Origin of the sequence: Enterococcus sp. DIV0800 (assembly GCF_050559735.1) — a bacterium.
Lineage (GTDB): Bacteria > Bacillota > Bacilli > Lactobacillales > Enterococcaceae > Enterococcus_A > Enterococcus_A devriesei.
On sequence record NZ_CP187898.1, the window covers coordinates 2,472,446 to 2,486,406 of the forward strand.

12 protein-coding genes are annotated in these 13,961 nt (G+C 42.3%); 6 read left to right on the forward strand and 6 right to left on the reverse strand.

What is annotated here, in order from left to right:
• Positions 1–30 precede the first annotated feature (30 nt).
• The 6 genes from IGI54_RS11915 to IGI54_RS11940 all read left to right on the forward strand — a co-directional run bounded on the left by IGI54_RS11915 (position 31) and on the right by IGI54_RS11940 (position 7,415).
• Positions 31–1,251 carry an MFS transporter gene (locus IGI54_RS11915; protein WP_430620800.1) on the forward strand — a complete coding sequence of 407 codons (1,221 nt, stop codon included), beginning with the start codon at positions 31–33 and terminating at the stop codon, positions 1,249–1,251.
• Positions 1,252–1,369: 118 nt separating this feature from the next.
• The gene (locus IGI54_RS11920) at positions 1,370–3,397 is read left to right on the forward strand and encodes an FAD-dependent oxidoreductase (RefSeq protein ID WP_430620801.1); all 2,028 of its coding nucleotides are present in this window, start codon (positions 1,370–1,372) and stop codon (positions 3,395–3,397) included.
• 46 nt (positions 3,398–3,443) lie between these two features.
• Positions 3,444–4,322, forward strand: coding sequence for a shikimate dehydrogenase (locus IGI54_RS11925; protein ID WP_430620802.1), 879 nt, complete (start codon positions 3,444–3,446; stop codon positions 4,320–4,322).
• 12 nt (positions 4,323–4,334) lie between these two features.
• On the forward strand, positions 4,335–5,573 hold the full coding sequence (locus tag IGI54_RS11930) for an MFS transporter (protein ID WP_430620803.1): 1,239 nt from the start codon (positions 4,335–4,337) through the stop codon (positions 5,571–5,573).
• Between the two features lie 35 nt (positions 5,574–5,608).
• A complete protein-coding gene (gene aroD, locus IGI54_RS11935) occupies positions 5,609–6,361 on the forward strand; it encodes a type I 3-dehydroquinate dehydratase (protein ID WP_430620804.1) in 753 nt (250 codons plus the stop codon).
• Between the two features lie 310 nt (positions 6,362–6,671).
• The gene (locus IGI54_RS11940; RefSeq protein WP_430620805.1) at positions 6,672–7,415 is read left to right on the forward strand and encodes a TIM44-like domain-containing protein; all 744 of its coding nucleotides are present in this window, start codon (positions 6,672–6,674) and stop codon (positions 7,413–7,415) included.
• A gap of 107 nt (positions 7,416–7,522) precedes the next feature.
• Here IGI54_RS11940 and mnmG read toward each other — a convergent pair whose 3' ends face one another.
• The 6 genes from mnmG to rpmH all read right to left on the reverse strand — a co-directional run bounded on the left by mnmG (position 7,523) and on the right by rpmH (position 13,455).
• Complete coding sequence (mnmG, locus tag IGI54_RS11945) at positions 7,523–9,418, reverse strand: tRNA uridine-5-carboxymethylaminomethyl(34) synthesis enzyme MnmG (RefSeq protein ID WP_430620806.1); 1,896 nt, start codon at positions 9,416–9,418, stop codon at positions 7,523–7,525.
• 35 nt (positions 9,419–9,453) lie between these two features.
• The gene (gene mnmE, locus IGI54_RS11950; protein ID WP_071863081.1) at positions 9,454–10,851 is read right to left on the reverse strand and encodes a tRNA uridine-5-carboxymethylaminomethyl(34) synthesis GTPase MnmE; all 1,398 of its coding nucleotides are present in this window, start codon (positions 10,849–10,851) and stop codon (positions 9,454–9,456) included.
• Positions 10,852–11,243: 392 nt separating this feature from the next.
• Entirely contained in the window at positions 11,244–11,996 is a 753-nt protein-coding gene (jag, locus tag IGI54_RS11955) for an RNA-binding cell elongation regulator Jag/EloR (RefSeq protein ID WP_430620807.1), read from the reverse strand.
• Positions 11,997–12,009: 13 nt separating this feature from the next.
• A complete protein-coding gene (locus IGI54_RS11960) occupies positions 12,010–12,831 on the reverse strand; it encodes a YidC/Oxa1 family membrane protein insertase (protein WP_071863079.1) in 822 nt (273 codons plus the stop codon).
• A 17-nt stretch (positions 12,832–12,848) separates the two neighbouring features.
• On the reverse strand, positions 12,849–13,184 hold the full coding sequence (gene rnpA / locus IGI54_RS11965; protein WP_430620808.1) for a ribonuclease P protein component: 336 nt from the start codon (positions 13,182–13,184) through the stop codon (positions 12,849–12,851).
• A 136-nt stretch (positions 13,185–13,320) separates the two neighbouring features.
• On the reverse strand, positions 13,321–13,455 hold the full coding sequence (rpmH, locus tag IGI54_RS11970) for a 50S ribosomal protein L34 (RefSeq protein WP_006703104.1): 135 nt from the start codon (positions 13,453–13,455) through the stop codon (positions 13,321–13,323).
• Positions 13,456–13,961: the final 506 nt, after the last annotated feature.

A 13,961-nucleotide genomic window follows, 5' to 3' on the forward strand; every position in this document is an offset into this window, starting at 1 on the left:
AAAGTCACATGATATGAAAAGGACCAAATTATGAAACCATCAAAGTACCGGCTGCTGATCGGCAGTCTTTATTTCAACTACATCTTTCAAGGGATGGCAGCGATTATCCTATCACAAAATATGGATAAGTTAAAAACCCAATGGCAAGTCTCAACGTCACAAGTGACTTTAGTCATGAGTGCGATCGGTTTAGGCCGCATTGTCAGCTTGTATTTCTCTGGCTATTTTTCAGATACCTTTGGCCGCAGAAAAACAGTGATTGTTGCGATTCTTTCTTATGCCTTCTTCTTTTTCGGTGTACTTTTTAGTCCGAATTATCAATTCGCTTTTTTCTTCGCCTTATTTGGTGGCGTCAGTAATGCTTTTTTAGATACCAGCACCTACCCAACCTTAGTAGAAGCTTATCCTGATGAAAAAATAAACAGCTCCTTAAGTGTTTTAAATAAGGCCTTCATTTCATTAGGTCAATTCATTCTGCCCTTTATCACTCGTTATCTTTTGCAAAAAGAGCTTTTCTTCGGCTGGCCCTTCATTCTTTGTGCCGTTTGTCTATTGGCTAATTTAGGCTATCTACTTTTTGCCAAATTCCCACCTTTAAGCTCTTTGCCTAATAAAACACAAATTAACGCAAATGATTGTGAAAAAAACAATAATATTGGCGATTTCAAAATCGATGGAGCTGCTTTACTCGTCTTTTCCTTTGTCTCTGTCTCGATCTTTAATATTTTTATTCTTTGGATTCCGCAATATGCTGAATCCATGCGGGTCGTTTCTCACGAAAATAGTTTGATCTTCGTTAGTCTGTACAGCGTAGGCTCCTTTGTCTCCGTTTTCTTTACCTCTGGCATCGTCAAAAAAGGCGTAAACATTCCTAAACTGATTAGCTTCTGTGTGGGAATTTCCGGTTTTACCTTGCTTTGGATGTTGCTTGCTCCTAGCTTTGTCTCGACGATCGTCGCTTCTTTAGCCATCGGTATTTTTGCCGCCGGAGGGATTTGGCAGCTAGGGCTAGCGTTAATGTTGGAATTATTCCCCAGTAGAAAAGGTAAATATACTAGCTACTACTCCTTAGCAACCTCCACTTCAGTCATGATCACGCCCTACATTACAGGCATCCTTAGTGAACATGGAATGGAATATGTCTTTTGGTTTGATGTATTTTTGGTTTTATTAGGCTTTATCGCTTCTCTTGTGATTCAACAGCGGTACAAAAAGTTTTTTCCTACTGAAATAACTGAACCACTAGAATAATAAAAATTATTTATAATTCCAATCAATATAAAGCATTAGATTTTATAGATTCCCTTTCGTACAATGAAGACAAATGATATTGTGAACACGTTCATTTGTCTATGAAAGGATGAATCCTATGGAAAAGTACCAAACCCTTTTTAAACCTCTCACAATCAAACGACTAACGTTAAAAAATCGCGTGATCATGCCGCCTATGGGAACAAATTTTGCCAACCAAGATGGAACCTTCAATGAGCAGCACTATTCCTATTACGAACAACGGGCAAAAGGCGGTACTGGTCTGATTACGCTAGAAAACGTTTGCATTGACTATCCCCTAGGAACCAACGGAACCACTCAGTTAAGAATGGACAACGATCAATTTATCCCTGGCTTGTGGCAATTCAACGAGCGAATGCATGCCTACGGAGCGGAAACTTCCATCCAAATCAATCATGCTGGAGCTTCTGCCTATCCTTTACGCCTTCAAGGAAAGCAGGCCGTCTCTGCTTCTGATGTTCCTAGTAAAACTGGCGGTTTAAAACCGCGCTCGCTTGAAAAAACAGAAATCGAAGCAATCATTCAAAAATATGCAGAAGGCGCGGCACGAGCACAGCAAGCAGGCTTTGATTGTGTGGAAATCCACGCAGGTCATTCCTATCTGATCAGCCAATTCTTATCGCCAGTCTACAACAAGCGCACCGATGAATTTGGCGGTTCGCCTGAAAATCGCGCTCGCTTTGCTCGAATGACCATTCAAGCCGTACGAAAAGCAGTCGGTCCTTTTTTCCCCATTTCTTTACGCATCAGCGCTGATGAACTTTTACCTGAAGGCAATACCTTAGACGACACACTGAATTTACTTACTTACATTGCAGAAGATGTTGATATTCTCAATGTTTCGGCTGCGCTGAATGACAATCTACAATATCAAATTGATAAAATGAACTTAAAAGATGGCTGGCGGAGTTATATGGCTAAAGCAGTCAAGACTCGTTTCCCAGAAAAGGTCATCGTGACTTCAGGAAATATCCGTAGCCCACAGCGTGCCGAAGAAATCCTACAAAACGGCGATGCCGATCTACTGGCAATGGGACGCGGTTTGATCGCAGAACCGAATTGGGTCAACAAAGTCGCCCAGGGGCAAGAAGCATTGCTTCGTAAATGTATCTCTTGTAACATCGGTTGTGCAGATCATCGCATCGCTAAATCACGGCCGATCCGTTGTACCGTAAATCCTGATATTTATTATGAGGATGCTCATAAAAAAGAGCCGATCACCACTTCACTGAATATGGTGGTGATCGGTGGTGGGACCGCTGGTCTTGAAGCCGCAGCAAGTGCTGCTGAGATGGGCGTTAACGTTACCCTTTATGAAGAAAAAAGCTATTTGGGCGGTTTGGCTCACGAGATCGCTCGTTTTCCAGACAAACGCCGAATCGATGATTTCGTTACTTATCTAACCAATCGGGCCGCACAGTTACCGAATTTGACGATTCATTTGAATCATCGTTTTTCATTAGCAGATATTAAACAAAGACCTGATTTGATCGTGAATACGACCGGCGCAACCCCACTTCTGCCGCCAATCAAAGGCTTGCATGAGGAACTAGCAAGGACCGATCGCCATGTCTTTTCGATTTTCGATCTTTTAGGAAATATGGAAAACTTCCAAGAATTCTTCAATAAAAAAGTAGTGGTTATCGGTGGCGGTGCTGTCGGCTTAGACGTTGTTGAATACTACGCCGAAAATGGTGCCGAAAAAGTCGATATCGTCGAGATGGTGGATCAATTAGGCAAAGATTTGGATACCATCACAAAACTAGGCATGATGGAAATCGTCAATGATTACCATGTAGGTGTTCACACCTCAACAAAATTGATGGAAGTCCAAAAAGATCGTTTTATCGTGGAAGATCCTACTGGAAAAATCATAGAGCTGCCATTTGATCTAGGCTTTATCTGCTTAGGGATGAGAGCTAACGCGCCATTGATGCCTGAGCTTACAGCTTATGCTCAGCAAAACGATGTTATATTACTTAACATTGGCGATAGCAAAGTTGCTCGCCGTATCATGGAAGGAACGAGAGAGGCTCGGGATATTGTCAAAGTTATTAAAAATCTAGAGGCACAACGCGTTTCAGCTTTTGCCGCTGCATATTGATCTAGATTTCACAAAATAAACTATAAAATAAGCGAGGAATTGAACAATGACAGAAAGATTGACTGGACACACCTTATTAATCAGCTTGATTGCAAAACCGATTCGCCACAGTATGTCCCCAGCCATGCATAACGAGGCCTTTGCCAAACTAGGGCTGGATTATGCTTACTTAGCCTTCGAGGTGGATAACTCCACCTTGAAAGAATCAGTGGAAGGCATCCGCGCGCTAGGTATTCGCGGTTCTAATGTCTCTATGCCAAATAAGCAAGCGATCATCCCTTACCTGGATGAGATCTCCCCTGAGGCAGAATTGATTGGTGCCGTGAATACCGTAACCAATAAAGATGGCAAAGGCCATTTAGTCGGTTACAATACCGATGGCATCGGAGCAATGGCTGCCTTGACCGATGAAGGCGTGTCCGTAAAAGATCAAATCATCACCATGACCGGAGCGGGTGGCGCAGGGACAGCCATTGCGATCCAGGCGGCCTTTGATGGCGCAAAGGAAGTGCATATCTTCAATGTGAATGATGACGTTTTTGAAAATGCCGCAGAAACCGTCAAAAAAATCAATGCCCATACGGATTGTACCGCAACCTTAACCGATCTAGCCGATCAAACGGCCTTTAAAACCTCTATTAAAGAAAGCAGTATCTACATCGATGCAACCGGTGTAGGGATGAAGCCGTTAGAAGATGTCAGTTTGATCAATGATCCAGAAATGATTCGTTCAGATTTAGTCGTTTTTGATGTTGTTTATGCTCCTCGGGAAACGAAACTGTTGCGCTTGGCGAAAGAACACGGTGCAAAAAAAGCAATTAACGGCTTAGGTATGATGCTTTATCAAGGAGCCGCAGCTTTCAAATTCTTTACAGATGAAGAGATGCCGGTCACTTATATCAAAGAATTGCTATTTGACGAATAGGCGGAGGATAAAATGAAAAATAAATACTTGCCGACAGCGATCGGGCTCTATATCAACTATATTATTCACGGGATGGGCGTTATCATCATCTCGCAAAATCAAAAGGCCTTAATGGGACAATGGAATACCGATTTGATGGGGGTTGCGAAAGTAATCTCGATGTTAGGGATCGGGCGTTTGATCGCCATCATGATCTCTGGCCGTTTATCCGATAAATTTGGTCGAAAACCCTTTATCTATCTAGGAATCGTTACGTATTCTTTGTACTTCTTCGGGATCTTATATAGTCAAAGTGTCAATATGGCCATGGTTTTCGCGGTGATTGCCGGAATCTCTAATTCATTCTTAGATTCAGGAACCTATCCGGCATTGATGGAATCTTTTCCTAAAAAAGCCGGTACCGCGAATGTCTTGATTAAAGCCTTTGTCCAAATCGGCCAATTTGCTTTACCGATTATGTTAAAAGTTATCAATACGAGCAACATGTGGTTTGGTTGGTCTTTTGTTATTCCGGTGATCGTCTTTATTTTAAATGGGCTCTTCTTATTGAGACGACCGTTCCCAGACCAAGATGCCAAAGAAAATCAACAACCTGAGATCCAAGCGGTCAAATTCAAGCGTCAGCCAAAAATCGCCATTGATGGGGTTTGCTTCATCATCTACGGATTTATTTCGCAAGCAACGTTCTATTTGATCTCTCAATTTATCGGAGTCTATGGCGAGCAAGTTGCCAATATGTCCGCCGACAACGCCAATTTACTGATTTCCTACTACTCTACCGGTTCTCTGATTTGTGTCGCTGTAACGGCAGCATTAGCGACGAGGGTCCGTCCGATTTACTTGGTCACCCTTTATACCTTCGTTTCATTTGTCACGATCTCGATCATGTGGCTTTTCCCATCGCCGACAGTCATGATGATCGGCGCAGGCTTAGTCGGGTTCTTCGCGGCTGGCGGAGTGATGCAGCTCGGTTTGACCGTTATGGGCGAGATGTTCCCTGCTGGTAAAGGAACGATCACAGGTATTTTCTATACCTTTGGTAGTATCGCCTCTTTCTTGATCCCGATCGCTGCAGCTGTAATTGCCAAGACGAATGTTCGTGGTATCATGTTCTTTGATACGATTATCGCTGGAATCGGTTTTGTGTTAGCGGTGATTATCTTTATTCGCTATCGCAGCACGGTCGATTTATCAGGAGATAAAGAAGAAAAAAGTTCTTTACAGTTAACAGAAACGCAAGCAAAAAGCTAAACTGAATTTATTTGTGTGAAGCAGGAGGAAAGAACATGAAAAAAGTGACAATCGATCAGCTTGTGATTGGTGAAGGAGACCCGAAGATCATCGTACCAATGGTTGATCGGACAGAAGAAGCCTTACTGGCAACAGCCGCTCAAATCAGCCAATTAGACTGCGACATCGTGGAATGGCGGATTGATTTCTTTGAAAAGGTAGAAAAACCTGAAATCGTTGCTGAACTATCTCATCAGCTGAAAACCGCGTTGAATAAACCTTTACTTATCACCTTCCGAACACACCAAGAAGGCGGCGTACTGCCATTGAGCGATGAAAAGTATTTTGAGCTTTATCAGACGGTGATTGCAGAAGGAAAAGCCGATTTACTGGATTTAGAATTGTTTATGCCGGAAGCACCCATCACTCAAACAATGGAGGCGGCTCAACAAAAAGGCATCAAAGTCGTTATGTGCAACCACGATTTTGACAAGACGCCGGCGAAAGAAGAAATCATTACGCGCCTCCGCGCGATGCAGGAAAAAGGCGCGGATATTTGTAAAATCGCCGTGATGCCTCAATCCTCCGAAGATGTTCTAACGTTACTGGATGCGACCCGTGAGATGTATGAAACTTATGCCGATCGGCCACTAATTACCATGTCAATGGGGGCGCTAGGGATGGTCAGTCGCGTCGCTGGTCAAGTCTTTGGTTCTGCCGCAACCTTTGGCTCTGCCGGAATCGCTTCGGCCCCGGGTCAGGTGCCTGTTAATGAACTAAGAAAAATCCTGAAGACGTTGGCGGTCTGATTAATTAAAACTATTTTTTCTAAAAACAAGCGTCTTGCTAAGCGCTTGTTTTTTCGTTATCTAAAAAAATATGATTTAGTTATTTAAATTCACTCAAAAAGCTTCTATAGACTCGCTTTGATACACAAAACACTGTTCTCAATAAATTGTTTCACATGAAACAAAGATTTTCTTCCTTTCACGTAAGCAAGATGATATAAATTAAAAACACTCTTTTATCTGCTTAAAAAACTATCATTTTTAATAGTAATCATCGCTTCTACTAAGATTTATCGTTATAATCAAACAAACTTTAATTTAGGAGCGATTTATGAAAAGAATAGTTATTTTTATTTTAGCTTTTTTCTTATTTTTAACTGTTTCTCCAAGCGTTTCCCAAGCTACCGCCGGCGGTCATTCTGGCGGCCGATCTGTACACTCAAGTAGTCGCAGCGGTGGCGGTTTGCATAGTTACTCTGGAAGCCGTGGTGGAACATTGGGGACTTATCCCCCTCACTACTATGGAGGGACACGTTCACCTCTTGGCTCCTTAGTTTCTGGTTTATTTTTTGTTGGTGTCGCCGGATTTTCAATCTTCCGAAAAAAAATTCGTGTCCATCAATCGAATGTCGCCGCCCGTCAAGATTTTTTGGCTGCCATTCCCGGTAACAACCAAAAGAAACAGCATTTATTGCAAGAAGTCGAAATGGCCTTTTTAACGATCCAAAATGCTTGGAATCAGTCGTCTTTAGAGGCTGCGAAAAAGTTTTATACTGAAAAACTCTACCAAACGCATTTGGCAATTTTGAATGAACAACGGGAAAAGGGCTTTGCTAACCGAACTGAAAAAACACAGCTTCAAGAACTTTCAAACTATCGCTTGATCAATCCAAATAGTTTTTCAGTCCAGATTTACTTTACTTGCTTAGATTACGAAGAAGAATTAGCTACTGGTAGAATCCTTGCTGGCAGTACTAGTCAGAAACAAGCTTTTTTACAAACGTGGTATTTTGATTATGATGATTCAGATCAGTGCTGGAAAGCTGATTACATCCAACCTATTACTTTAAGCTAAAACGCACAAAGAACCTGTGACAAAAATCTTGTCACAGGTTCTTTCTATAAAATAAACGGCGTTCTTGAAGTTGAACACTGCTGGCACAACCTCTTGATAGTATCAGTTTATTCTGCTGCTACCTTTGCGATCTTCCCTTGTTCCACATAAACCATCAAGATACTGATGTCTGCGGGATTCACGCCGCTGATCCGGCTCGCTTGGGCGATCGTTTCGGGTTGGATTTTTTGTAGTTTTTGCTTGGCTTCAGTGGCTAGTCCATTGATCACCTCATAATTGATCCGTTCTGGAATACGTTTGGCTTCCATCCGTTTCAATTTTTCGACTTTTTCCATCGCTTTTTTGATATAGCCTTCATACTTGATTTGGATCTCTACTTGCTCGATTTCTTTTTCCGTTAATTCATCATTGACCGGAATGAATTGCAATAATTCTTGGTATGAAATTTCTGGACGCTTCAAGAAATCATTGGCTAAAACACCGTCCTTCAATTCTGCGCTGTTTTTAGCTCGTAGGAAGCTTTGAACTTCTTCATGAGGTTTTATCCGGATCGATTGCAAACGAGCCATCTCCGCCTCGATATGGGCCTTTTTGACTAAGTAAGCTTGATAGTCTTCCTCTGCCACTAAACCAATCGCATGCCCAATCTCTGTTAAGCGCAGATCGGCATTATCGTGACGTAAAATCAACCGGTATTCTGCTCGTGAAGTTAATAAACGATAGGGTTCGTTGGTTCCTTTCGTTACTAAGTCATCGATCATGACACCAATATAGCCATCGCTGCGCTTCATGATAAAGGGTTCTTTGCCTTGAATTTTTAAGGCGGCATTGATTCCGGCCATCAACCCTTGGCCAGCCGCTTCTTCGTAGCCGCTCGTTCCGTTGGTTTGTCCAGCGGTATAAAGATTTTCAATCACCTTGGTTTCCAGTGTTGGACGTAATTGATGTGGCGCTACCATATCATACTCGATTGCATAGCCAGTCCGCATCATTTCAGCGTTTTCTAACCCTTCAATAGAATGTAAAACCTCATTTTGAACATCTTCCGGCAATGAAGTCGATAAGCCTTGGACATAGACTTCTTCTGTGTGACGACCTTCTGGTTCTAGGAATAATTGATGACGTTCCTTATCGGCAAAACGAACGATCTTATCTTCAATCGATGGGCAATAACGAGCCCCTACCCCATCAACGATCCCAGTAAACATCGGCGCACGATGCAAATTGTTCTGAATAATTTGATGACTCTTCAAGTTTGTATAGGTTAACCAGCAAGGGATTTGCTCTTGCAAATAGCTGCTATCAGGGGTTTGATAGCTAAAATGGTTCGGCTTTTCATCGCCAGGTTGGATTTCCGTCTTGCTGTAATCAATCGAGCCTGATTTTACTCGCGGCGGTGTTCCGGTTTTAAAGCGATGGATCTCTAGGCCTAGCTCTTGCAAATGATCCGCCAGCTTAATGGATGGCTGCGAGTTATTAGGACCTGAGGAATATTTTAATTCACCAATGATAATTTCCCCACGCAAAGCCGTTCCGGCTGTAATAATCACCGCTTGGGCTGAATAAACCGCTCCGGTTGACGTAACGACCCCTTTACAGATACCTTCTTCAACAATTAAACGATCCACGACCCCTTGCTTCAAAGTTAGATTTTCTTCTTTTTCAATCGTGTGCTTCATTTCTTCCGCATAGGCGTGTTTATCAGCTTGGGCCCGTAATGCGCGAACCGCGGGACCTTTACCGGTATTCAGCATCCGCATTTGGATATAGGTCTTATCAATATTGCGACCCATCTCGCCGCCCAGTGCATCGATCTCACGCACGACTACCCCTTTGGCGGGACCACCGATCGATGGGTTACATGGCATAAATGCCACCATATCTAAATTGATCGTGATCAATAAGGTCTTCTGCCCCATTCGTGCAGCGGCTAAAGCGGCTTCTGAACCAGCATGGCCGGCGCCGACAACGATCACATCATAATTTCCTGCTTGATATTCCATGGAATTGCTCCTTCATTTATTAATAGTCTGCATCCTTATTTTCCTAAACAAAATTGACTGAACAATTGTGTGATCAGCTCATCCTGCACGCTGTCACCGACAATCTCGCCTAAATAATCCCAGCAGCGATTCATGTCGATCTGAACCAAATCAACCGGCATGCCTGCCATGATCCCATTGCGAACCTCACCTAAGGATTGCCCGGCTTTTTCCAACAAAGCGATATGACGCGTATTCGACACATAGGTCGCGTCTTTTTCACCGGTTTGACCACCGAAAAACAGGGTCGCAATCGCTTCTTCTAATTGATCTAAGCCATTTTTTTCTAAAACAGAAATCGAAAAGACCGTTTCATTTTCCATATACTCGCCTAATTCGGCTAAAGATAATTGTTGCGGAAGATCCGTCTTATTTAACAGAATGATCCGCTTCAACCCTTTCGTTGCTTCTAACAACCCTTTATCTTCGGCGGTCAGAGCTTCACTTTGATTCAAGACTAACAAGATCAAATCTGCTTCACCTAGTGCTTTGCGGCTGCGTTCAACCCCGATCCGTTCAACGACATCGTCTGTCTCACGGATGCCTGCCGTATCGATTAATTTCAACGGCACGCCTCGGACATTCACATATTCTTCAATCACATCACGAGTTGTTCCGGCAATCTCTGTGACGATCGCTTTTTCTTCATGTAGCAGATAATTCAACAAGCTGGACTTACCTACGTTAGGACGACCAATAATTGCCGTGCTCAGACCTTCTCGTAAAATTTTCCCTTGCTTGGCATTCAGTAATAGCGCATCGATTTGTTGACCGACTTGCTGTGCTTTTTCTAGTAATAATTGCGTTGTCAGTTCTTCTACATCATCGTATTCTGGGTAGTCGATATTTACTTCCACTTGAGCCAATGTCTCTAAAATTTCTTGCCGTAATTGACGGATCAAGTGAGATAGATTCCCATCTAATTGGTTGATTGCGACATTCATCGCCCGGTCAGTTTTCGCGCGGATCAAGTCCATCACTGCTTCCGCTTGGGACAAATCTACCCGACCATTTAAAAAGGCCCGCTTAGTAAATTCCCCAGGTTCAGCCAGACGTGCACCTGAACGTAAAATTAATTGTAGTAGTTGATTGACGACGACGATGCCGCCATGACAATTGATTTCAACGATATCTTCTCGCGTAAAGGTCTTGGGAGCCCGCATCACACTAACCATCACTTCATCAACGACCTGCTGATCAGCAGGATCGACGATGTGTCCGTAATGGATCGTATGCGTTGGCACATCTAGTAAACATTTTTTCCCGCTACGATAGACGCTGTCTGCGATGGCCACCGCTTGATCGCCGCTTAAACGGACAATGCTGATCGCACCTTCTCCCGGCGGTGTGGAAATCGCTGCAATCGTATCAAATTCTAAGGTGATCTCTGCCACTTTGTTTCCTCCTAATTTAGAACATAAAAAAAGTGCCTACTCCACCCCTTAGTAAAAGGAGTAGATGAGCACTTTGACTGCTTTTCTACAAAATTCTGTCGCTAGATTAGCATATTTTTCGGGACAATTCAAGTTTTCCTGCTGAAATTGTCTCCTTTATCAAGTTTTGATTAAGAAAGGTTTTCGCGAACTCGCTTAGCTTATTGCCGATAAAGCTAGCTCGTAAAGCCAGATATAGATATACCTGCTGTAAAGCGATTTATTCGTTTAAAAATTTTATACTTTCTTTATAAACAAGAAAAAAGGAGGTGTGACTGCGTGCAGTCACACCTCCTTTTCATGAATAAACGACGTTCCAGAAGCCGCTTCTGTTACGGCCTCTCGTCTTCTTTTTAGAAATATTTTTTAGCCGGTTCAACGACTAAATAGCGGTATGGATCTTCTCCTTCAGAATGCGTTTTGATGTAATCATCTTTACTCAATGCTGAATGGATCATTTTTCGTTCAAAGGCCGGCATTGGTTCTAAGAAAACCGGACGACCGGTTTCTTTCACTTTTTCAGCCGTACGCTGAGCTAAGCGAACCAAAACTTCTTCGCGTTTTTGACGATAATTGCCAACATTCACGACGACGGATAATTTTTCCTTCGCCACGCGATGAAGAAAAACTTGCGCCAAATATTGCAACGCGTTTAAAATCTTACCGTGCTTGCCGATCAACATTCCTTGCTTGCTCGTTTCTAAGTTCATCACGATCAAGCCGTTCGCTTCATGCTGAATCTTCACTAAGGCTGGTACACCCATCTCATTCGTGATATTTGTTAGATAGAGCGCCAATTCTTTGACTGCTGCATCTTCGTCTAGTTCGACTAGCTGACTCGCAGCTTCGGTTGGTTTACTAGCCGATTCCGGTGCTACTTCAACCGGTTCTTCCACTAACTCATCGACTGTGTCTACTACCGCTTCGGTGATTTCTTCAGCGACAGTCGGTTCAATGGAGACGCGGGCATCCTTTTTCCCCATACCAAGAAAACCTTTTTTGGCATCGGTCAAAATCTCGATCTCAACTTCTTCCTTTTTTAATCCTAAGGCTTGCAAGCCTTGCGCGATCGCTTCGTCAATCGTTGGACCTTCATAAACAGGCATTTTTTAAACCTCCTTATTTTTTACGTTTTTTCTTCGGACTTTTCGCTTTTTCAAGTGCTCGTTCACGATCTCGAATTTGTCGTGCGGCATCTTCCCGCTCACGGCGAATCTTGAAAGGATTATTGATTAACAATGTTTGAACTACTTGGAAGGCATTTGAGACTACCCAGTATAAAGATAATCCACTAGCCAGATTCAAGGCCATGACGAAAATCATCACAGGCATCGCAAAGTTCATAATCTTCATTGAAGCATTCGATTCTAATTGGCTCATACTTGATAAATACGTACTTGCAAAAGTAAAGAACGCCGCTAAGATCGGTAAAATAAAGTAAGGATCGGATTGACTCAAGTTCAACCACATAAAATGACCTTGGCGTAATTCTGGAATTCGTAAGATCGCTTGGTACAAGGCCATCATGACGGGCATTTGAACCAACAGCGGCAGACAGCCGGCGTAAGGGTTCACATTATTGGCGGCATACAATTTTTTCGTTTCCGCTTGCAGCTTTTGTTGCGTTTCTTGGTCACGAGTCGCGTATTTTTGTTGCAATGCCTTTATTTGCGGCTGCAACTCTTGCGTCTTCCGCATACTTTTCGTTTGGAAGTGCATCAACGGCATTAGGATGACCCGAATAATGATGGTAAATAAGATGATCCCGATTCCGACATTCCCAAAGGATAATCCTTTAATCGCTTCACCAAAGTAAAAAACAATGTAGCGATCCCAAAAACCTGTACTATGAGCATCAATTTGACCTGTTCCACAAGCCGACAACAAGAAGACCAGACTTAGTAGTCCTGTCATCAATACTATTTTTTTATATTTCTTCACTTACATCTGTTTCCTTCCTAACTTATTATTTTTGCTAACTTCAGAACGTGTATAAGATTCGAACGCATTTCAGCATGAGGTAAAGCTTTCGTAGTAGGCCGTGCGATCACGATAAAATCGATGGGTGGCAACTCCGTTTTTAATTCTTGCAAAACTGCGCGAATGTGGCGTTTTACTTGATTTCGCTCGACGGCGTTCCCGACTTTTTTCCCAACCGATATGCCTACTCGAAAATGTTTTTGACTAGAAGGCTCTAGACGGTAGACTACGAATTTTCGATTCGCAAAAGAAGCACCTTCTTGAAACACTTTTTGAAATTCTCGTTCTTTTTTGACCCGATATTTTTTCTGCATCTAGCTTCCTTCGTTTCTTTTAAATCTATACTTGACAATAATACCATATTTCAAATTAAGGAATCATCCTTATTAGAAGAAAAATTCCTGCATCGGCTATTTTCGGACACAAAAAAAACCACTGACCGGCAGTGGCTTAAGCAGCAAGTACTTTTCTTCCTTTACGACGACGGCTTGCTAATACACGACGGCCGTTTTTAGTGCTCATGCGTTTACGGAATCCATGAACTTTTTGACGTTTACGTTTATTTGGTTGATAAGTTCTTTTCATTTAAATACACCTCCATTACTTACATTACATAGACATACCCGAATATTATAACGACTCCACCCCTAGTTTGTCAATCATGAAATGAAAAAAAGAAAAAAGCTTATCCACAATTTTTGGGGATAAACTTCTTCAAGATGTGCATAACCTTTTTTCGGCAAAAAACTTATTCATTCTCTTTTCTGTCGTTTTTCCCCAAAAATATTCCTTTTGGAAAAGTTTTCCACATGGTGGATAAGTTATGTGGACAAAGTACTTGCTCCCTACACCTACCTGCCTTCATTTTTTACAGTACTTGTGCATGTAGTCGTGGAAAAAACAAAAATTCCACAATCTGTCACCTCGCTGTGCATAATTTTTTTCCTGTTAGTGGAGAACCTTTTTGTATTTTTATACATATTGTGGAAAACGATAAAATTTTTCTTATTTGATCCTCGGCTGTGGAAAACTCTCCGAAAAAATGATAAAGTATGTCTATCTGAATTTTATTAATATAGGAGGCGAATTAT